The sequence below is a fragment of the Luteibacter sp. GL_149 genome (assembly GCF_057834065.1).
Genome location: NZ_CM174395.1, coordinates 1,406,394 through 1,427,071 on the forward strand (window position 1 = coordinate 1,406,394; position 20,678 = coordinate 1,427,071).

The 20,678-nt window shown below is 63.5% G+C and carries 16 protein-coding genes and 1 tRNA gene; 7 read left to right on the forward strand and 10 right to left on the reverse strand.

The annotated features are described in order from the left end of the window. The first annotated feature begins 81 nt into the window (after positions 1-81). Genes AC3IR3_RS06290 through AC3IR3_RS06305 form a run of 4 tightly spaced genes read left to right on the forward strand, consistent with a single transcriptional unit; the run spans position 82 to position 4,596 of the window. Complete coding sequence (locus tag AC3IR3_RS06290; protein WP_489196095.1) at positions 82-1,251, forward strand: acyl-CoA dehydrogenase family protein; 1,170 nt, start codon at positions 82-84, stop codon at positions 1,249-1,251. Between the two features lie 10 nt (positions 1,252-1,261). After that, positions 1,262-1,801, forward strand: coding sequence for a GNAT family N-acetyltransferase (locus tag AC3IR3_RS06295; protein ID WP_489196096.1), 540 nt, complete (start codon positions 1,262-1,264; stop codon positions 1,799-1,801). 6 nt (positions 1,802-1,807) lie between these two features. Next, entirely contained in the window at positions 1,808-2,302 is a 495-nt protein-coding gene (locus AC3IR3_RS06300; protein ID WP_489196097.1) for a nucleotidyltransferase family protein, read from the forward strand. A gap of 29 nt (positions 2,303-2,331) precedes the next feature. Further along, positions 2,332-4,596 (forward strand): thiamine pyrophosphate-dependent enzyme, encoded by a 2,265-nt coding sequence (locus AC3IR3_RS06305; protein ID WP_489196098.1) that lies wholly within the window; start codon positions 2,332-2,334, stop codon positions 4,594-4,596. An 81-nt stretch (positions 4,597-4,677) separates the two neighbouring features. On the opposite strand, the gene ppk1 is transcribed toward AC3IR3_RS06305, so the two are convergent. Further along, a complete protein-coding gene (ppk1, locus tag AC3IR3_RS06310) occupies positions 4,678-6,873 on the reverse strand; it encodes a polyphosphate kinase 1 (protein ID WP_489196099.1) in 2,196 nt (731 codons plus the stop codon). Positions 6,874-7,019: 146 nt separating this feature from the next. Then, the gene (locus tag AC3IR3_RS06315) at positions 7,020-7,790 is read right to left on the reverse strand and encodes an AraC family transcriptional regulator (protein ID WP_489196100.1); all 771 of its coding nucleotides are present in this window, start codon (positions 7,788-7,790) and stop codon (positions 7,020-7,022) included. 124 nt (positions 7,791-7,914) lie between these two features. On the opposite strand from AC3IR3_RS06315, the gene AC3IR3_RS06320 reads away from it, so the two are divergent. Beyond that, positions 7,915-9,156 carry an MFS transporter gene (locus AC3IR3_RS06320; protein ID WP_489196101.1) on the forward strand — a complete coding sequence of 414 codons (1,242 nt, stop codon included), beginning with the start codon at positions 7,915-7,917 and terminating at the stop codon, positions 9,154-9,156. Between the two features lie 636 nt (positions 9,157-9,792). Here AC3IR3_RS06320 and murB read toward each other — a convergent pair. Genes murB through amaB form a run of 5 tightly spaced genes read right to left on the reverse strand, consistent with a single transcriptional unit; the run spans position 9,793 to position 14,986 of the window. Then, positions 9,793-10,812, reverse strand: a complete 1,020-nt coding sequence (murB, locus tag AC3IR3_RS06325; protein ID WP_489196892.1) for a UDP-N-acetylmuramate dehydrogenase — start codon at positions 10,810-10,812, stop codon at positions 9,793-9,795. 14 nt (positions 10,813-10,826) lie between these two features. After that, positions 10,827-11,855, reverse strand: a complete 1,029-nt coding sequence (locus AC3IR3_RS06330) for a quinone-dependent dihydroorotate dehydrogenase (RefSeq protein ID WP_489196102.1) — start codon at positions 11,853-11,855, stop codon at positions 10,827-10,829. 15 nt (positions 11,856-11,870) lie between these two features. Continuing rightward, the gene (locus tag AC3IR3_RS06335; RefSeq protein WP_489196103.1) at positions 11,871-12,650 is read right to left on the reverse strand and encodes a class I SAM-dependent methyltransferase; all 780 of its coding nucleotides are present in this window, start codon (positions 12,648-12,650) and stop codon (positions 11,871-11,873) included. Between the two features lie 12 nt (positions 12,651-12,662). Next, positions 12,663-13,448 carry an SDR family NAD(P)-dependent oxidoreductase gene (locus AC3IR3_RS06340; RefSeq protein WP_489196104.1) on the reverse strand — a complete coding sequence of 262 codons (786 nt, stop codon included), beginning with the start codon at positions 13,446-13,448 and terminating at the stop codon, positions 12,663-12,665. Positions 13,449-13,450: 2 nt separating this feature from the next. Beyond that, on the reverse strand, positions 13,451-14,986 hold the full coding sequence (amaB, locus tag AC3IR3_RS06345) for an L-piperidine-6-carboxylate dehydrogenase (protein WP_489196105.1): 1,536 nt from the start codon (positions 14,984-14,986) through the stop codon (positions 13,451-13,453). 200 nt (positions 14,987-15,186) lie between these two features. Here amaB and AC3IR3_RS06350 point away from each other — a divergent pair, with 200 nt between their 5' ends. After that, positions 15,187-15,447, forward strand: coding sequence for a hypothetical protein (locus tag AC3IR3_RS06350; RefSeq protein WP_489196106.1), 261 nt, complete (start codon positions 15,187-15,189; stop codon positions 15,445-15,447). 75 nt (positions 15,448-15,522) lie between these two features. Here the strand turns inward: AC3IR3_RS06350 and AC3IR3_RS06355 are convergent, their stop codons facing one another. Then, complete coding sequence (locus AC3IR3_RS06355; protein WP_489196107.1) at positions 15,523-17,100, reverse strand: arylsulfatase; 1,578 nt, start codon at positions 17,098-17,100, stop codon at positions 15,523-15,525. A gap of 318 nt (positions 17,101-17,418) precedes the next feature. On the opposite strand from AC3IR3_RS06355, the gene AC3IR3_RS06360 reads away from it, so the two are divergent. Beyond that, positions 17,419-17,495, forward strand: a tRNA-Arg gene (locus AC3IR3_RS06360). 186 nt (positions 17,496-17,681) lie between these two features. Here AC3IR3_RS06360 and AC3IR3_RS06365 read toward each other — a convergent pair. Together AC3IR3_RS06365 and AC3IR3_RS06370 are read right to left on the reverse strand one after the other, a co-directional pair. Next, positions 17,682-19,109 carry a lipase family protein gene (locus AC3IR3_RS06365; protein ID WP_489196108.1) on the reverse strand — a complete coding sequence of 476 codons (1,428 nt, stop codon included), beginning with the start codon at positions 19,107-19,109 and terminating at the stop codon, positions 17,682-17,684. 60 nt (positions 19,110-19,169) lie between these two features. Further along, positions 19,170-20,600 carry an aldehyde dehydrogenase family protein gene (locus AC3IR3_RS06370; protein WP_489196109.1) on the reverse strand — a complete coding sequence of 477 codons (1,431 nt, stop codon included), beginning with the start codon at positions 20,598-20,600 and terminating at the stop codon, positions 19,170-19,172. Positions 20,601-20,678 lie beyond the last annotated feature (78 nt).

Below are 20,678 nucleotides of genomic sequence, written 5' to 3' on the forward strand. Positions count from 1 at the left end.
TCATGTTGCGCTCCGGCATGACCGCCGCCCGGACGCTGGCTACAATCGGATGTTTCTTCCTTAAGCTTTCCGGGAATGCGCATGGCTCACCGTCTCGACCCGCTCGACCTCTACGACGTCCGCTCGCTCCTCACCGACGAAGAGCGCATGGTGCAGGACACCGTCGGCCGGTTCGTCGACGAAAAGGTGCTGCCGATCATTGGCGACTGCTTCGACCAGGCCCGTTTTCCCGCCGAGCTGATTCCCGAGATCGCGTCGCTGGGCCTGCTGGGCGCCACGATCCCCGAAGAGTACGGCGGCGCCGGCATGAATGCCGTCAGCTACGGCCTGATCTGCCAGGAGCTGGAGCGGGGCGACTCGGGCCTGCGCAGCTTCGCCTCGGTGCAGAGTTCGCTGTGCATGTATCCCATCTACGCGTACGGCAACGAAGAACAGAAACACGCCTACCTTCCGCGCATGGCCGCGGGCGAAGTGATCGGCTGCTTCGGTCTGACCGAACCGCACGGCGGGTCCGACCCGGCCAATATGAAGACCGTCGCGCGCCGCGACGGCGGCGACTGGGTGATCAACGGCGCGAAGATGTGGATCACCAACGGCAATCTCGCGCACATCGCCATCGTCTGGGCGCAGACCGACGACGGTATCCAGGGCTTTATCGTTCCCACCGAAACGAAGGGTTTCGCCGCGCAGGTCGTGCACAAGAAGATGAGCCTGCGCGCGTCGGTTACCTCGGCGCTGTTCTTCGACGGCGTGCGCGTGCCCGATAGCGCGCGGTTGCCGAACGTGGTGGGTCTCAAGGGGCCGCTGGGCTGCCTCAACCAGGCCCGTTACGGCATCACGTGGGGACCGATCGGCGCGGCGCAGGCCTGTCTGCGCGAAGTGCTCGATTACACGGCCGAACGCGTGTTGTTCGGACGCCCGCTGGCGGCCAATCAGACGGTGCAGGTGAAAATGGCCGACATGGCCCGCCGCATCACGGGCGCGCAACTGCTTTCGTTGCAGTTGGGGCGTCTGAAGGACGCGGGCAAACTGCATCCGACGCAGGTGTCGCTCGCCAAATGGAACAACGTGCGCATGGCGATCGATATCGCGCGCGAATGCCGCGACATCCTCGGCGGCGCGGGCATCACCACCGAACACGGGGCGATCCGCCATGCCCTGAACCTCGAATCGGTCATTACCTACGAGGGTACCGAGACCGTGCACCAGCTGGTCGTCGGTCGCGAACTGACTGGCATCAACGCATTCTGAAGGACGGATCATGAGTACGGTACGCATCGAAACAGACCGGCTCATCCTTCGTCCCACGGCGGCGGAGGATTTCGACGCATGGGCCGCCTTCATGGCGGACGAGGTCTCGGCGCGCTTCCTCGGGGGCGCGCAACCGCGACCGATCGCATGGAGAGGCTTCCTGACGATGGCGGGCGCCTGGCAAATCCAGGGATACGGCATGTTCTCCGTCATCGAGCGATCCAGCGGTCGCTGGGTCGGACGGCTCGGCCCCTGGTTTCCCGATGGCTGGCCTGGCACGGAAGTGGGTTGGGGTATTGCGCGCGAGGCCTGGGGTCGGGGGTATGCGACCGAAGGCGCGGCCGCGGCCATCGACTGGGCATTCGATCAACTCGGCTGGACCGATGTGATCCATTCCATCGCGCCCGAAAACGAAGCGTCGCGTGCGGTGGCCATCAAGCTGGGTGCGACCGATCGCGGTCCGGGGCGGCTGCCTCCGCCTCTCGACAACGAACCCTTTAATCTCTGGGGTCAGACACGCGAGCAGTGGTTCGCCCGCCGTGGCAGGTAGCCGATCGTGATCGACGATACGCGACAGCGTGTGTTGGCTTCGCTGCGTCTCATCGACGATGCGCTGGCGTCGACGGGCATCGCCGCCGTGGTCGTCATCGGAAGCGCTGCTGCATGTATTGCCGGTGCCGATGTCGATGTGGCGGATATCGACCTGCTGACGTCGTCCGATGTCGCCGACGAGTTGGAACATCGGTGGATCGATCGGCGCGTCGTGGCCTATGCGCCGGCCGACGGGCACCTGTTTCGCTCGCATTTTTCGCGCTATGCGTTTTCGGACCTGCCGGTCGAAGTGATGGGCGGCCTTGAAATAGCTATCGACGGGCAATGGCGCGTCGTCGATGTGCGCGACACGCTGCCCGTGAGCGGACTGCGGCGTGTGCGCGTGGCATCCGTCGACGAACAGCAGCGGCTGCTCGCGCTGTTCGGCCGGCCCAAGGATGCGCTTCGCGCGCAAGCATTACGTATGACCGGAGCCGGTCATTTTCCCGGCCATTCCTGATTCTCATTGTTAGGCCTTTCGAGTCCATCATGTCCATTCCGCACGTCATCGCAGCCCGTCATAAGGGCTTTAACCGCGCCGAGATCGTCGACCAGAACTTCCTGGAGTTCGTGCAGTTATGGGAAGGCGACGTGCGCGACGCGCCACGCGAAGGCGAACCTGTGCTTCCCGGCAGCGCGCTCGATGCGCGCGGCTTTCGCGAACTGCTGGAATCGCAGCTGATCAGTCGCCATCTCGATCTGATGGCGCGCGTGCTGCGCGTGCAGAACAAGGTGTTCTACACCATCGGTTCGTCGGGCCACGAAGGCAATGCCATGGTGGCGCGCATCGCGCGGCATACCGATCCCGCTTTCCTGCATTACCGCAGTGGCGCGTTCATGGCCGAACGTTTCCGCAAGCTGCCGGATATGGATCCGATCATGGACTCCGCGCTGTCCTTTGCGGCCAGCAAGGACGATCCCGCGTCGGGTGGCCGGCACAAGGTGTGGGGTAGCAAGCCGTTGTGGGTGCTGCCGCAGACCTCGACGATCGCCTCGCACCTGCCCAAGGCGCTGGGTACCGCCATCGCTATCGAACAGGCGGCGCGAATCGGCCATACGCTGCCTATTCCGCAGGACTCCATCGCGATCTGTTCGTTCGGCGATGCATCGTCGAACCATGCCACGGCGCAGACGGCATTCAACGCCGCGGCATGGACGGCATACCAGAAGCTGCCGGCACCCGTGCTCTTCATATGCGAAGACAACGGCATCGGCATTTCGGTCAAGACGCCGAGCGGCTGGGTCGCGAGCAATTTCCAGCAGCGCGCCAATCTCGACTATTTCTATGCCGACGGTCTCGACCTCGCCGATGGCTACGGCGCGGTGGAACGCGCGGTAACCCATTGCCGGAACACCCGGCGCCCGACGTTCCTGCATCTGAATACCGCGCGGATGATGGGGCATGCGGGTACCGATTTCGAAATCGAGTGGCGGTCGGTAGAGGAGCTGGTCGCGCTTGAAGCGACCGATCCGTTGTTGCGTTCGGCGACGATTGCACTGGCCTCCGGTTTATACGACAAGCTGACATTGCTGGGTTTGTACGAAAGCACCCGTCGCCGCTGTTTCGACGCCGCCGAAGAGGCGGATCGCCGTCCGCGCCTGTCTTCGCTGGGCGACGTCATGGCGCCGCTCGCGCCATACACGCCCGATGCCGTGCGCGCGGAAGCGGAGCGTTCCGATTATGCCGACGCGCGGCTGCGCGCATACGGCGGTGCGGAGAAGTTGCCCGAATTGCAGCCGCCGCGTCACCTGGCGATCCAGATCAATCAGGCGTTGCACGACCTGATGGCGAAGTACCCGGAGACGCTGTTGTTCGGCGAGGACGTCGCGCAGAAGGGCGGCGTCTATACCGTGACGAAGGGACTGCACAAGGCGTTCCGCAATGCACGCGTCTTCAATACGCTGCTCGACGAGACCATGATTCTCGGCCTGGCGCAGGGCTATGCGAACATGGGCATGCTGCCCATCCCCGAGATTCAATACCTCGCGTACTTCCATAACGCCTGCGACCAGATTCGCGGCGAGGCGGCGTCGTTGCAGTTCTTCTCCAACGATCAGTATCGCAACCCCATGCTCGTGCGCATTGCATCGCTGGGATATCAGCGTGGATTCGGCGGCCATTTCCATAACGACAACTCGATTACCGCGCTTCGCGATATTCCCGGGCTGGTCGTCGGTTGCCCCAGCCGCGGCGACGACGCCGCGGCGATGTTGCGTACGCTGGCCGCACTGGCGAAGGTCGATGGACGGGTCTGTGCGTTCCTCGAACCTATCGCGCTGTACATGACGAAAGATCTGTACGAACCCGGCGATGGTGCGTGGCAGTTCGGCTATCCGGCGCCGGGCGAAGCGCTGACGCTTGGCGAAGGCCGTATTTATGGCGATGACGCCGACGATCTCGTCGTGTTCACTTTCGGCAATGGCGTACCGATGAGCTTGCGTGCGGCTCGGCGTATCGAAGCCGCGCACGGCTGGAAAGTGCGCGTGATCGACCTGCGCTGGCTGGTCCCGTTGAACGACGCTTTCATTGCCGCGCAGGCGAAGTCCGCGAAACGTATCCTCGTCGTGGACGAGGGACGCAAGAGCGCGGGTGTGGGCGAGGGCGTCATCACCGCGATCGTCGAAGCGGGACTGGGCGCGACGCCGCTGCGTCGCGTGGTCGGTGCGGATACGTTCACGCCACTTGCCGGTGCCGCATTCCTCGTATTGCCCGGTGACGACGATATCGTGGCCGCGGCTGAAGAGCTGGCCTGAGCGGTGTCAAGACGCACCACCCGGTCTGTGCGTCTTCGTCGACCCGATTCGCGAGGTCGACGAAGCGTGGGCGGTTAAACCTCAGGACGGAAGCGCCACCGGCCCGCAGAACTTCTCGAGCAACTGTGCCTGCACGTCGCGCGAAGGCTGACCGGACGACGGTTGGGTGAGCACATAGCTTCCGTCCGAATGCATGTTCCAGGCCGACACGTTGTCGGTGAGATACAGATCAAGTTCCTTCTTCACGCGCTGCTGGAGCTTCTTGCCCTCGATCGGGAAGCAGGTTTCCACGCGACGCTCCAGGTTGCGCTCCATCAGGTCCGCGCTGGCCAGGAACAGTTTTGGCTCGTCGTCGTTCTGGAACCAGTACGCGCGGCTATGTTCCAGAAAACGACCGACGATGGAACGTACGCGGATATTGTTCGATACCCCCGGTACGCCGGGCCGCAGGCAGCACATGCCGCGTACGATCAGATCGATTTTCACGCCGGCCTGACTGGCGCGGTAAAGCGCGCGGATGATCTTCGGATCGGTGATCGCATTGACCTTGCAGATGATCTGCGCGGGTTTTCCCGCCGCCGCGTTGGTCGCCTCGCGCGCGATGAATTCGAGGAAGGTTTTCTTCAGAGTGAAGGGCGCATGCAGCATGCGCTTCATCTTCAGCACCTTGCCCATGCCGGTCAGCAGACGGAAGAGGCGATGCACGTCGTCGCACAGGGCCTCGTCCGAGGTCAGCAGGCTGTAGTCGGTATAAAGACGCGCATTGCCTGAATGGTAGTTGCCGGTGCCCAGGTGCGCGTAGCTGACGAGCTTGCCGTTCTCGCGGCGCTGAACGAGCATCAGCTTGGCGTGCGTTTTGACGCCGACCACGCCGTAGATCACCACCGCGCCGGCCTGTTGCAGGCGCGAGGCAAGGGTCAGGTTCGACTCTTCGTCAAAGCGTGCGCGCAATTCGACCACCGCGGTCACTTCCTTGCCCGCGCGCGCGGCTTCCACCAGCGCGTCGACGATTTCGGAATTGGCGCCGCTACGGTAAAGCGTCTGTTTGATCGTCAGGACCTGCGGATCTTTCGCCGCCTGGCGAAGCAGGTCGACGACCGGCGAGAACGACTCGTAGGGATGCAGCAGCAGGATGTCCTGCTTGCCGATGACCTGGAACATATCGTCGGCATCGCCGAGCGCCTTGGGCAACGACGGCACGAACGGCGGATATTGCAGGTGCGCGTAGTCGGGCTTCAGCGTGATCGCGAACAGGCGCGCCAGATTGACCGGTCCATTCACTTCGTACAGCGAATCCACTTCCAGCGAGTATTGCTTCAGCAGGTAATCGACCAGCGGTTTGGGGCAGTTGTCCGCGACTTCCAGACGCACGGCATCGCCGTAACGTCGCGAGAACAGTTCGCCGCGCAACGTGCGCGCCAGGTCTTCGACGTCTTCCGGATCGATCGTCAGGTCGGCGTTGCGGGTAAGGCGGAACTGATACGAACCGAGTACGCGCATGCCCGGGAAGAGATCGTCGGCATGCGCGTGAATAATGGAAGAGAGCAGCACATAGTTATCGCCGCCGTCGCACACTTCATCCGGAATGCGCATGATGCGCGGCAGGACGCGCGGCGCAGGCACGATGGCCAGACCGGAATCGCGACCGAACGCATCGGTGCCTTCCAGCTGCACGATGAAGTTCAGGCTCTTGTTCACCAGACGCGGGAAGGGATGCGTGGGATCGAGTCCGATCGGCGTCATCAGGGGCGCGACTTCCTGGCGGAAGTAACGACGCACCCAGAGCTTCTGTTTGTGCGTCCACTGGTTGCGGCGCACGATGCGGATGCCGTGGGTTTCGAGCTCGGGCAGGATTTTTTCGTTGAGGATCGCGTACTGGCGTTCGATCTGCCGGTGCGCGATGTCGCCGATCTCGGCCAGCGCACGCTTCGGCGACACCCCGTCGGCGCCGATTACTTCGTGGTCGAACGCGATCTGCTGTTTCAGTCCCGCGACGCGGATCTCGAAGAACTCGTCGAGGTTGTTCGAGAAGATCAGCAGGAACTTCAACCGCTCGATCAGCGGCTTGGATTCGTCGAGCGCCTGGTCCAGTACGCGGATGTTGAACTGCAACTGCGACAGTTCGCGATTGACGTAGAGGCTGGCGTCCGAGAGATCGATCGGAGAGGCATCGACGCCAGCGGCGATTGCCTTGGCGGCAACCGGATGACGTGTGGCGCTCGGGGCGTCGGTAGAAGTGGTCATCGTGTCCAGGATCGGCGCTCCGGTAGGTGGCATGCGGCGCGTGCCAGGTACAGGTGCTTGGACCATGGTACGCCGGTACGGCGTCGACATGCCGTTAGCGTTCGTAAGGTATGACGAGGTTCTTGCAATGCTGTGACACGCGCCGCCGCGGCAACCTGTAGGAGCCCGCTTGCGGGCTCCTACAAAAAATAGCGGCTTGGGGGCGCGCCCAGGATTTTCTTGAATGCCGCGGTGAACGCGCTCGAGCTGGCGTAGCCCAGGTCGGCCGCGACGCGGGTGATCGACTCGCCCTGGCCCAGCCGCGTCAGCGCGGTCATCAGGCTGGCCTGCTGGCGCCATGCCGTGAAGCTCATGCCGGTTTCGCTGCGGAACAGACGGGTGAAATGTCGCCGGCTCATGCCGATGCGCGAGGCCATCGTATCCAGATCGTCTTCGCGCTGCGGGTGTTCGAGCAGGGTGCGACACAGGCGCGCAAGTCGCGCATCCACGGGCAGCGGTGCATTGAGTGGAAGCGCCGGCATGGTCGCGACTTCCGAAAGCAGCAGGCGCATGATCTGGCCGCCGCGCCCGTCGAGGTCGTAGCAGGCTGGCAAGTCCACTGCCTCCGTCAGCAAGGCATGCAGCAGGGGCGAGACGGCGATGACCCGGCAATGTGCCGGTAGTCCCGCCGCGGTCGCCGCGTCGTCGCGTACATAGGCGCTGCGGGTCGAGACATCGCCGTTCATCCGCACTTCGTGCTGCACGCCCGCGGGAATCCACAGGGCGCGGCGAGGGGGCACCAGCCAGCTACCCTGCTGCGTGAAGACCGCGACCACGCCGTTCGATGCGTACAGTAACTGGCCGCGCCGATGGCTATGCGGGGGGAGGGATCCACCGTCGGGATACTCGTTTCCGGTCGCCACCACGTCGCGCGGCGTGTCCTCGTATGCATCGACCCGTGTATTGCGCATGAAATGGCCCGAATTCGACAAAAATTGACCCGGAAGCGAGTGCGGGCCGTACCGGGCCACTTTATGGTGTCGATACCCGGCGTACAACCCCACGGTGCGTCGATATCCCTAGTCGAGGAAACCCATGTCCGCGCGTATCGAAGACGTTCCCGTCGATGTCGATTCCAGCAGCCCATCCGTCGCTTCCGCTGTCGGAAGTCCGGCGTTCGGCATCATAGGTGCGATCAGTTTTTCGCATTTCCTCAACGACATGATCCAGTCGTTGATCCTTGCGATCTATCCGATTCTTAAGAGCGGGTTCCATCTGAGCTTCGGACAGATCGGCCTGATTACGTTGACCTATCAGGTCACGGCATCGCTGCTGCAACCCGTGGTCGGCATGTTCGCCGATCGCCGTCCGATGCCTTACTCGTTACCCGTCGGTATGGGCTTTACCTTGTTCGGTCTGTTGCTGCTGTCGCGCGCGCAGACCTTCGACATGTTGCTGGTAGCCGCCGCGCTGGTCGGCACCGGATCGTCGATATTCCACCCCGAATCGTCGCGCGTCGCGCGCATGGCGTCGGGTGGACGTCACGGCCTGGCGCAGTCGCTGTTCCAGTTGGGCGGTAACGCGGGATCGTCTTTGGGACCGCTGCTCGCAGCGTGGGTGATCGTGCCGCACGGGCAGGGAAGCATCGCGTGGTTCTCGCTGGCGGCGCTGCTGGCGATCGCGGTATTGCTGCAAGTCAGTCGCTGGTATGCGCTGAATCATGCGGCGCATAGCGTATCGCGTCGGCAGCATGCACCGGGTGTCCGGCTGTCGAAGTCCACGGTCGGCTTTTCGCTTGCCGTACTCGGCGTGCTGGTTTTTTCGAAGTATTTCTATCTCGCCAGCCTGAGCAGCTATTACACGTTCTATCTGATCCACCGTTTCGGCGTATCCGTGCAGAACGCGCAGACCCATCTGTTCGTTTTTCTTTTCGCGGTCGCGGCGGGCTCGGTCATCGGCGGTCCGGTCGGCGACCGGATCGGGCGCAAGTACGTCATCTGGGCGTCCATTCTCGGCGTCGCGCCGTTCACCCTGCTGCTGCCCTACGCGAATCTTTTCTGGACCGGCGCGTTGAGCGTGATCATCGGCGTGGTGCTGGCCTCCGCGTTCTCGGCCATCCTGGTCTATGCACAGGAACTAGTACCGGGTCGTGTCGGCATGGTGTCGGGCATGTTCTTCGGCTTCGCGTTCGGTATGGGCGGTATCGGTGCGGCGGTACTCGGTCGTCTGGCCGATAGCCATGGTATCGAATACGTCTACCACCTGTGCGCGTATCTTCCGTTGATCGGTGCGCTGGCGCTGGTCCTTCCGAATGTCGAGCGTGGGCGGTCGCGCTAGCGTGGCAATTCGAAATCAATTTATGCGCTTCGATTGACGATTGGGGGGGTAGGGCTCGGCTTCGCCATCGCTTTTGCCGTAGCGCTGGGAGGCTTCGAGGAGAGCCGTCGGCCACCGCCCTCGACGCTCCGTCTCCACCGTCGCTCGGGAAGGGATAGCCGCTGCGCGGCTGGTGTTTTAATGGCTGCGCCCCGTCGCGCCCGCGCGGCGGGCGGGGGTTTTCGATTCGGCTCCTGCCTCAGCGAAAACGGCGGACCGTCCTGGTCCGCCCCCTTCGGGCCTTTTCCGCCCGCCGCGCTCGGTTCCGCAAGTCGCGTCGAGGGCGGTGGCCGACGGCTCTTCCGGAGGTTGCGGTCACGTGGAGGAAGGCAGCGCGTGACGCAGGACCGGTGGTGACCGTATCCGGTTCGATTCCATCACCTGCTTGGCTCGCGCTCTGCCTACAGCAAACCGCAGTGGCCGGTGCCGTGGCCGGGTTGGCCCTTGGGGCCGCCTTAGCCGAGGGCCGCGATCACCCACTGACGGAGCGAAGTGGCACTACGGCCCGCTCCCGCAGGGACGGCGCCGAAGGCCCCAAGGGCCAACCCGGCCACGGCTTCCCCGAGGCACAAGCGTGAGGCGGCTGTCCTTAAAAGATCAGACGACGAGCGGCTCGGGTTCCAGACGCACACCGAAGCGGGCTTCCACGCCCGCCATGACCTTGCGAGCGAACGCCAGCAATTCCGGTCCGGTGGCTTTGCCGTGATTGACCAGCACCAGCGCGTGACGGTTCGAGATGCCGGCGTCGCCGTCGCGCTGGCCTTTGAAGCCCGCGCTTTCGATGAGCCATGCGGCGGAAAGCTTCGCCGTGCCGCCGACGTGCGGCCAGACGGGCAGGCCGGGGTGCGCCAGCGCGAGGGCGTCGGCCTGTGCGGCGCCGACGATCGGGTTCTTGAAGAAGCTGCCCGCGTTGCCGATGACGGCGGGGTCGGGCAGTTTGCGGCTGCGCAGACGTACCACGGCTTCGGCGACATGGAACGGTGCGGCTTTCGTCACACCCATTTTTTCGAGTTCGTCGCCGATGCCCGCATAGTCGAGACTGAGCGGACGCTCGCGCGGCAGGGCGAAGGTGACGGCGGTGATGATCCAGCGGCCGGCCTGTTGCTTGAAGCTCGAATGACGGTACGAGAACGCGCAGGCGGCGCGATCCAGTATGACGAAGGCATTGGCATGCGTGTCCCATGCTTCGACGCTGTCGACGAATTCGGCGACTTCCACGCCGTAGGCACCGATATTCTGGATGGGAGCGGCACCCACGGTGCCGGGAATCAGGATGAGGTTTTCGAGTCCCGCGAAACCCTGGCCGAGCGACCAGCGGACGAAGTCGTCCCAGCGCTCGCCGGCGGCGACGCGCAGTAAGACGCCATCCTCGCGTTCGATGGTTTCCACGCCGCGCGTGGCCATGACGATGACCGTGCCGTCGAAGTCGCCGGCTATCAGAACGTTGCTGCCTTCGCCAAGAACGAGGACCTTGCCGCCCCGCACCGCCGGATAGGCGAGCAGTTCGGGCAGTTTGGTCGGATCGTTTACTTCGGCGAGCAGTTTCGCGCGCGCATCGACGCGCAAGGTGTTGCGCGCGCCGAGGGACGCGTCGCTGGAGAGCGAAAAACCGCCCATGTCGACCGTCCGGTTCATGCGCCTGCCTGCTGACGACGGATTTCTTCGACCGCTTCGGCGATCAGTTTCGGTCCGCGATATACCAGTCCGGAATACAGCTGGACGAGCGAAGCGCCCGCCGCGATCTTCGTGGCGGCGCCATCGCCGTCGAGAATGCCGCCCACACCGACGATGCCGATCTTGCCGGCGAGACGATGCGACATGCCGCGCAGGACGTCCGTCGATCGTTCGAACAGCGGACGTCCGGACAGGCCGCCGGTTTCGCCCGCATACGGATCGCCGGCGACGGCGTCGCGCGCGATGGTCGTATTGGTGCAGATGACGCCATCCACGCCTGCCGAAAGAAGCACTTCGGCGATGGCATCGAGTTCGGTTTCGGAGAGATCGGGCGCGATCTTCAGCAGCATGGGCTTGCGCGCGCCGTGCTGGCTGGCGAGCCGTTCCTGCGCGTCGCGCAGCGTACCGATGAAGCGGCGCAGCGTTTCCTCTTCCTGCAGATCGCGCAGGCCCTGCGTGTTCGGCGAGGAAATATTCACCGCGATGTAACTGGCCAGCGAATATACGCGCTCCAGGCAATGCAGGTAGTCGTCGACGGCGCGTTCGTTGGGCGTGTCTTTGTTCTTGCCGATATTGATGCCGAGCACGCCATTGAACGACGCACGCTGGACGTTGAGCAGCAGCGCATCGACGCCGGCGTTGTTGAAGCCGAGACGATTGATGACGGCTTCATGCGCGGGCAGGCGGAACATGCGTGGCTTGTCGTTGCCGGTCTGGGGACGCGGCGTGACGGTGCCTACTTCAACGAAACCGAAACCGAGCGCGGCCAGTCCGTCGAGATGATCGGCGTTCTTGTCCAGCCCGGCCGCCAGTCCGACCGGATTCGGGAAGTCGATGCCGAAGGCGCGAACCGGCAACGCGGCGGGCGGTTTCGCGATCAGGCCGGACAGGCCGCTGCGTTGCGCGACATCGCTGGCATAGAGCGTGAGGCCATGCGCCGTTTCGGCGTCCAGCGCGAACAGCAGCGGTCGGATGAGGTCATACATCGTGGAGGCAATCCGTCAGGACGTGGCAGGGTGCACGGAGCCCGCGAAGATGCGGGTGTCGTAGTCGAAGTCGACACGGCCATCGCTGGCGCAGGCGTCGTACAGGGCGCGCAGTTCGTACAGCATCGGCTCGTAATTGATGTGCCCGGGCTTCGGCGCGTAGGAGGACGATAGCAGACGCCCCTTCAGCGCATCGAAGTCGAGCTTCTGTGTATGCGGGAACGAGGCCATGCCGCGATATCCGTCGCCGAAATAGCGGGCCATGTCGTCGTCCGTGGCATAGCGTTCGGCGACACCCACATAGTCGATGCCGTACTCGTGCAGCAGGCGTTCGTAGCCTTCCAGGAAAGGTGTGCCGACCAGGCGCCGCGAATTCCAGAACACCGCGACCAGACCGCCCGGCCGGAGAATGCGCGCGAACTCGCGACGCGTCGCTTCTTCGTCGAACCAGTGGAAAGCCTGGCCCGCGGCAACGAGGTCGACGCTGTCCTCCGAGAGTCCCGTGGCTTCCGCCGTGCCGTCGATCGAACGAAAGTGCCGGTTGCCGCCGCCCAGCCAGTGGTCGGATGCTTCGCGCATCGCGGCATTGGGTTCCACGCCGATCACGTCATGGCCGGCATCCAGAAACATGCGACTGGAAATACCCGTGCCCGAACCGATGTCCGCGACGACCCAGTCCTCGCCGACGCCCAGATCGCGCAGCCACTCGATCAGCGCGGGAGGATAGTCCGGGCGATAGCGGACATAGTCCTCGACGCGATCGGAGAATCGTTCGGTGGAGCGCAGGTCGTTCATGGCACAACCCTCTCAGGTAAGGATCTGACCGCCGTCGACCGACAATGTCTGCCCGGTGACCCAGGCGGCCAGGGGAGAGCACAGGAACAGCGCGGCGTTGGCGATGTCTTCCGGCCGGCCGAAACGACCGAAGGGAATCGTGGCCAGCGTCCGCTGGTAGAGCTCCGGGTCTTCCATCCGGCGACGGTCCCACAGACCGTCCTCGAAGTCGACCGAACCCGGCGCGATGGCGTTGACGCGAATCCCTTCGGGCGCCAGTTCCAGCGCCTGCGACATGGCGTAATGCGATACGGCCGCCTTGATCGCGGCATAGGGTGCACTGCGCGGACTGGCATAGAACGCGGAAATCGACACCGTATGCAGGATGCACGGGCCCGTGCCCTTGCGCAGCCACGGCAAGGCGGCGCGCGATGTGCGCACCGCACCCATCAGGTCGACGCCGATGCTTTTCGCCCAGCCGTCCTCGTCGTTGGTCATGCCGTAACCGGTGGCGTTGTTCACCAGCACGTCGATACCGCCGAGCGCTTCCGCGGCCGATGCGACGTAGGCGTCGATGGCCGTGGCATCGCCGAGGTCGCAACTGCCCGCGTGCGCGCGGACGCCGAACGCTGCGATCCGTTCGCGAACGTCGGCCAGCGCCGCTTCGCCACGCGCACAGATCGACACGTCCGCGCCCGCCGCCGCGAAGGCGAGGGCCATGGCGCGCCCGATGCCCTTGCTGCCGCCGGCGACGACGATGCGTTTGCCTGCGAGGCCGAGCGTCGGTGTATCGACGCCCGGCGTTGCCGTCACGATCATGCTCAGAACTCGAACTTGATGCCCTGCGCCAGCGGCAGTGCGTCGGAGTAGTTGATGGTGTTGGTCTGGCGGCGCATGTAGACCTTCCAGGCGTCCGATCCGGACTCGCGACCGCCGCCGGTTTCCTTCTCGCCACCGAACGCACCGCCGATCTCGGCGCCCGACGTGCCGATGTTGACATTGGCGATGCCGCAATCCGAACCGGCTGCCGACAGATAGGCTTCGGCGGCTTTCAGGTCCTGCGTGAAGATCGACGACGACAGGCCCTGCGGTACCGCGTTCTGCATGTCGATGGCGTCGTCGAGCGTCTTGAACGGCATGACGTAGAGGATCGGTGCGAAGGTTTCCGTCTGCACGACGTCGCTGGCGTTATCCAGACCTGTGACGATCGTCGGCAGGACGAAGTTGCCCTTGCGATCGTCGAGTGCCTTGCCGCCGGTGCGTACCGTGCCGCCCGCGGCTTTCGCCTTCTCGATGGCGGTCAGGAATGCCTGCACGGCTTCGGGGCTGTTGAGCGGACCCATCAGCGTGCTCGCCTGCGTGGGATCGCCGATCTTCTTCTCTACCTGGCCATAAGCCTTCACCAGCGTATCGACGACGTTGTCGTAGATCGATTCGTGAACCAGCAGGCGGCGCGTGGACGTGCAGCGCTGGCCGCAGGTGCCGACAGCGCCGAAGACGATCGCGGGAATGGCCAGCTTCATATCGGCCGTGCGGTCGAGGACGATGGCGTTGTTGCCGCCGAGTTCCAGCAGGCTGCGACCCATACGCTTCGCGACGCGCTCGCCGACCATGCGGCCGACCTTGGTGGAACCGGTGAAGCTGATGAGCGGAATGCGTTTGTCGTCGACGAACGTCTGGGCCAGTTCGGTACCGGCATCGTTGAACAGGAAGAACAGGTCCGGGAAGCCGGCTTCGGCCAGCGCCGCGTTGCAGATTTTCATCGTCGCGATGGCGGACAGCGGCGTCTTCGGCGACGGCTTCCAGATGCAGATGTCGCCACAGATGGCGGCAAGGAACGCATTCCAGGCCCATACGGCCACCGGGAAGTTGAACGCGCTGACGATGCCTACCAGACCGACCGGATGCCATTGCTCGTACATGCGATGGCCGGGACGCTCCGAATGCATGGTGTAGCCGTAGAGCATGCGGCTCTGACCGACCGCGAAGTCCGCGATGTCGATCATCTCCTGCACTTCGCCGTCGCCTTCGGGCTTGATCTTGCCCATTTCCAGGGCGACCAGGGAACCGAGGGCGTCTTTATGCTTGCGCAGCGCATCGCCGCACAGGCGCACGGCCTCGCCACGGCGGGGCGCCGGGGTGGTGCGCCATACCGCGAAAGCTTCCTGGGCGCGCCGGACGATGGTCTCGTAATCGGCCGGGCTGGTGGCATACACGGTCGCAATCGTCTCGCCCGTGGCCGGGTTGACCGGGCCGATCGTGCCGGCATCGCGGGTGGACGACCATTCGCCCCGGCCGAGGTACGTACCGGATTCGGTAGCGGAAAGGCCGAGCGACTCGAGAATCTTTGCGGACATGACGGCTCCTGTAGGGGCACGGAAGGAGGCCTCCGCGCCTTGGTAAAACGCCGATTCTAGCAAACGGGCGGTAAGAGGCCGTTGTGCGGCGCGGTGTGCACGAATGTCGTCGTGGCGTCGTAACCCGTCCGCCGTGGCGTTACCGGCCCATGACAGTTGCCGGCTCATGCTGGACCCTGGCTCTGTGAACCGGGATAACCATGCCGACGGTCGTTTTCGAAGTTCCTTATCGCCCCAATGAGAACCTGGCCTGGGATGTCCGCAGGGACGATCGCCTCGTAGGCCAGTTTCCTTCGCGCGTGGATGCACTGCGCTACGCCGTGCACGAGGCCGTGCATGCCGGGAACAAGGCGCTTACGGCGTTGGTGACGGTCGAAGGCGCGGACGGCGTGCGTCGTTTCTTTGGCGGCGATGTGAAGCGGCCGCTCGAGGCGCTGCCGTTCGGCGCGAGGCGTCACTGACGATAGCTGTACGCCCGTTCCACGAATAAGGGCGCCGAAGCGCCCTTATCCTTATCGGTCGGCGGTTTCGCGGCATCAACTGCCAGAAGCCACTTTGGCCATTTTCGCGAGTGCGTCGTCCAGGGTGAACGTGGCCGCTTTCTGCCGTGGCGGGAACGCGGCGAACGTTTTCACGAAGTCGGCGGCAATACCCTGAGCGGCCATGATCATGTAAGCGTGACTGAGGTACCAATCCCAGTAGGTATTGGACGTAATGTCAGCGCGTTCGAACGGATCCGTCCGCAGGTTGTGGATCTTGGGTATGCGCATCTTCGTGAACGGTTCGCCCCAGATCTCCAGCGTGCCCTGGCGGCGCTGTTCCAGGAAGGTAATCTTCCAGTTGTCGAAGCGCAGCGCGACCAGGTCGCCATCGTCGTCGAAATAAATGAAGCCGGGGCGGGGGCCCTTCTTTTCCTTGCCGCTCAGATAAGGCAGGAAGTTGTACCCGTCGATATGGACCTTAAAGGTCTTATCGCCAGCTTTATGGCCTTGCTTCAGTTTTTCGACGACATCCGGATCGCCCGCTGCCGCTACGAAGGTCGGCAACCAGTCGTGGTGCTGGATGATTTCGTTGGATATCGTGCCGGCTTTGATTCTGGCGGGCCAGCGAATCAGTTCGGGAATACGGAACGCGCCTTCCCAGTTGGTGTCTTTTTCGCTGCGGAACGGTGTCATCGCACCATCCGGCCAGGTATTCATGTGCGGGCCGTTATCGGTGCTGTAGACGACGATGGTGTCTTCCGAGATGCCCAGCTCATCGAGAATGTCGAGGACCGTGCCGACGTTTTTGTCGTGATCGATCATGGTGTCGTGATAACGCGACTGCCAGCGGCCGGCCTGCCCCACGCTCTCCGGTTTGGTGTGCGTGCGGCAGTGCATATGCGTGAAGTTGACCCAGCAGAAGAACGGCTTGTCGGCCTTGTGCTGACGCTTGATGAAGTCCACCGCCGCTGAAGCGAAGTCGTCGTCGCAGGTTTCCATGCGTTTGCGCGTCAGTGGGCCGGTGTCCTTGATTTTCTGTTTGCCGACGCGTCCCCAGCGCGGTTCTTCCGTCGGATCGTCCTTGTCCGTTGCGAAGCTGTGGATGACGCCTCGCGGACCGAACGTCTTCTTGAAGTTCGGCGCATCTTTCTCCGATGGATAGTCGATGTCCTCCGGATCTTCTTCGGCGTTCAGGTGATAGAGATTGCCGAAGAATTCGTCGAATCCGTGCGCGGTGGGCAGGTATTTATTGAGGTCGCCAAGATGGTTCTTGCCGAACTGTCCCGTAGCGTACCCAAGCGGTTTGAGCAGCTCCGCAATCGTCGGATCCTCCGCCTGTAAGCCGACCTGCGAACCGGGAATGCCGACCTTGGTCAAGCCAGTGCGGTAACCGCTTTGCCCGGTAAGGAACGATGCGCGGCCTGCGGTGCACGATTGCTCGCCGTAGGAGTCGGTGAAACGCATGCCTTCATTGGCGAGACGATCGATATTGGGCGTTCGATAACCCATCAACCCGTCGCTGTAACAACTGAGGTTGCTGATACCGATGTCGTCACCCCAGATAACCAGGATGTTCGGTCTGCGCGCACCCGAACTTTTAGTCGCGGCGGCTGCGGTGGTCTTTGTTGCCATTTTCTGCTCCTTCCGTTCGCTTGTCGGGAGTGCCAGAGGCGGAACTACCGGGGGATGACGTCGTGCATCGATCGGGACGCCAGAACTATTGCGCGCGGGCATAGCTCTTCGGTAGCGCATATTTACTTAGGCGATACGCGTGAATTTGCTAGGTACGCGCCGGTTGGGCCGGGAGCGTGGCGCGGCTTATTCCGGGCAAACCGGCATGCTGGCGATGCTTCGGCCAGCGGAAGCGGCGGCCGATCCTGCGTAAGTAAAATCCCGGAGTCCGGCATCGAGGTTTCGTCCTGACCCCGTCCCCGCTATCCTTCGCACCTTGGCCCCGTAGCTCAGCTGGATAGAGCGACGCCCTCCTAAGGCGTAGGTCGCCCGTTCGAATCGGGCCGGGGTCACCATTCATCGGGCTTCATGGCCTTCCGGCTCCTGGCTTTCTGTGGGAGCGCGCCTGCGCGCGAAAGCTAACAGGACGAGGAAGCGGGGTGCTCACATCCGCGAGCCCGCCCTTCTGGCTGCCGATGTCGCGTATGGCATCTACGCTCCGTTGGCTTTCGCGCGCAGGCGCGTTCCCACAGGCTCACAGGTTATATGTCGGCGCCTTCGACGGGGTTCTGGAAACTTTCCGGCGTCAGGTTCGACGTGAAGCGGAACACGCCTTCCTTCACGCGGCGTGCCAGTACGACATCGACTACCGTCGTTTCGTGCGGACCGATCGCATCGAACAGATCGGTCGTCGTGGCCGTTGCGGCCACCAGATGATGGACCAGTCCGTCGATATCCTTAGGCTCCACGCGCGCGCCATAGGGGCGATGGGCCACCATCGCCTTGCGCAGAACCTTTCGTTGATCGCGCGGGTCCATCACCGCAGCGTCGCCTGCAAGAACGCCGTGATTGAGAAACAACGTCACCACGCCCGTACTGCGCGAATTGGCCTGCCGGTCGAGCATGAAACCTTGCGGCAGTTCGTTGCTGCTGCCATCCGGACCGGCGGTCAGCTGGAATTGCGTATCGGATAAGGACTCGCCGCGATCGTCGGCCAGACGCACGATGAACATGCTTCGCGGATCGTGGATATGGACGCGCGGAGAAAAGAGCCCGGCCGGCTCGAGTTCGACCTTGTCGACATCGCGCTGCGCGTTCTCGGTGGAGAACGCGGCGCAAAGGGCGGCATAGGAGGCTGGCGACGAGACGGCGAGGCAGCGCATCACGGTGTCGACGGTAAGCGGCGGCGTCGGATCGCCGGCCATGATGCCGCGATCGCCCGTATGCGCCAGGCCGGCCAGCAGTTTGAACGCCGTACGCGGTGCGCGCGTGATCGTTGCGGTAAGGCGGTTCGTCAGCGGGTCCTGCGAAAGCACCGCATGGGTCGCGTTGAGATTGGCGGCTGCCAGTCGCACGACGCCGTCCGATCCGTCCTCGCCGGTATAGGAGTTGATGTAATCGTAGAGTTTGCGGTCGGGCCGGTCGCCGATCAGCACGAACAGATACGTGCCCGACGCGGCGAAGTCCGCGCTGTGGATGAGGTCGACATTCTGCGCAAGCGATTCGGAGCTGCCCAGTTCCAGCCAGTCCAGTATCCGTTGCCCCGGCTCCACGCCGCCGAACCATGCTTTCAGGCGTCCGAGGGTGCTTTTGCCCAGCTGGGCAAGGGCGGATCCGAAGTTCGCCGGCGCAAGCATCACCAGATGACGCAGCGCCAGCGGTGCGTAGCCGGCTGGCCGATCGCGCTGCGCACGCAGCCAGGCATGAACGATCGGGCCGCCGGTCGAATGCGCGATGCAGTCGAACTGGCTGTCCGGTAGCGTCAGTCCGCGCAGGGCGCGATCGAACGCATGGACGATATCGTCCAGCGTGACCGTGTCGACGAAGGTGACATATTCGGACAGATGGATATCGACGACGGTCAGCGAACCGCCGGCCTGCGCAACGCGATCGCGTAGCGCGGCCGGCAACTGGCCATAACTCGATGTATCGGTGACGCTCCAGCCGTGCAGGAAAACGAGCGTGGCCATGATCGGTTCCGTATGCTTTTTCAGTCCCCAGCGTACCGTTCGTCGGTCTCAGGTTCTGCGTCAGACGTCCCGAATCACCATTAGCCGGATGTCGCTCATGTCGTCGATCGCGTAACGCACGCCTTCGCGCCCGAGTCCCGAGGATTTCGAACCGCCGTAAGGCATGTTGTCCACGCGGAAGCTCGGTACGTCGTTGACGATGACACCGCCCTGATCCAGTTCGTCCCAGGCGCGCATTGCATGCCGCAGGTCGTTGGTGAATACGCCCGCCTGCAGGCCGAAGTCCGAGTCGTTGGCAACGGCCAGTGCTTCGTCGAAGCTGCGTACGCGCTGGAGGAGAGCGACGGGACCGAATACTTCCTGTCGCTGTACCTTCGCATCGTGCGGTACGTTCTCGAGTACGGTGGCTTCCAGCATCGCGCCCTTGCGACCGCCGCCGCAAAGAATGCTTGCGCCGCTGTCGCGCGCCTCCGCGATCCACGCTTCCAGCCGCATCGCGGCTTTCTCGTCGATCATCGGGCCGAGGAAGGTGTCCTTGTCTTTCGGGTCGCCGGCTTTCAATGCCCTGACTGCCGCGACGAAGCGTTGCTTCAGTTCGTCGTAGATATCGTCGTGGGCAAGGATGCGCTGCACGCTGATGCAACTCTGGCCGGATTGATAGAACGCACCGAAGACCAGCCGCTCCACGACTTTGTCGAGGCGGTCGCGCTGGTCGGCGTCCACGATGCATGCCGCGTTGCCACCCAGTTCCAGCGTCACTTTCTTGTGTCCGGCCTGTGCCCTCAGGTCCCAGCCGATCAATCCGCCCGTGAACGAAAGCATTTTCAGGCGGGGGTCGGTGACCAGCGGCGCCGCCGATTTACCTTCCAGCGGCAGGATCGAAAATGCGCCTTCCGGAAGGTCGGTCTCGGCGAGAATCTGTCCGATGATCAACGCGCCGAGCGGCGTGCGCTCAGCAGGCTTCAGCACGAAGGGGCAGCCCGCGGCGATGGCTGGCGCGACCTTGTGCGCGACGAGGTTCAACGGAAAGTTGAAAGGCGTGATGAAGGCGACGGGGCCGAGCGGGACGCGTCGCGTATAGCCGTGATAGCCGGCCGTACGCGCGGAAATTTCCAGGTTCAGCGTCTCGCCGTTGATACGGACAGCTTCTTCCGCGGCGATCTTGAACGTCTCGATCAGGCGGGTGACTTCGCCGATGGAATCGTTGATCGGCTTGCCCGCTTCGACGCATAACGCATAGGCCAGTTCGTCGTTGCGTTCGCGGAAGCGCTGCACGCAGTGTTCGAGTACGGCCTGTCGCTGGTAGGGTTTGAACGCCCTCATCGGAGCCGCGGCAGCCTGCGCCGCGGCGATAGCTTTTTCGATGGCCGCGTCGTCGGGCATGGCCACGTACGTCGCGATGTCGCCCGAATACTTGTCGGTGACCGCGAGATCGGTATTGGGAGCGTATGGCTTGTTAGCCACGTAATAGGGATAGCTTTTGTCGAGCATGTCTGCCTCGCGGGAACGGGACTTAAGGATGCGCGAATGATCGGGGGTGGGGTGTTCAGGCGTTGTGACTGGGGGATG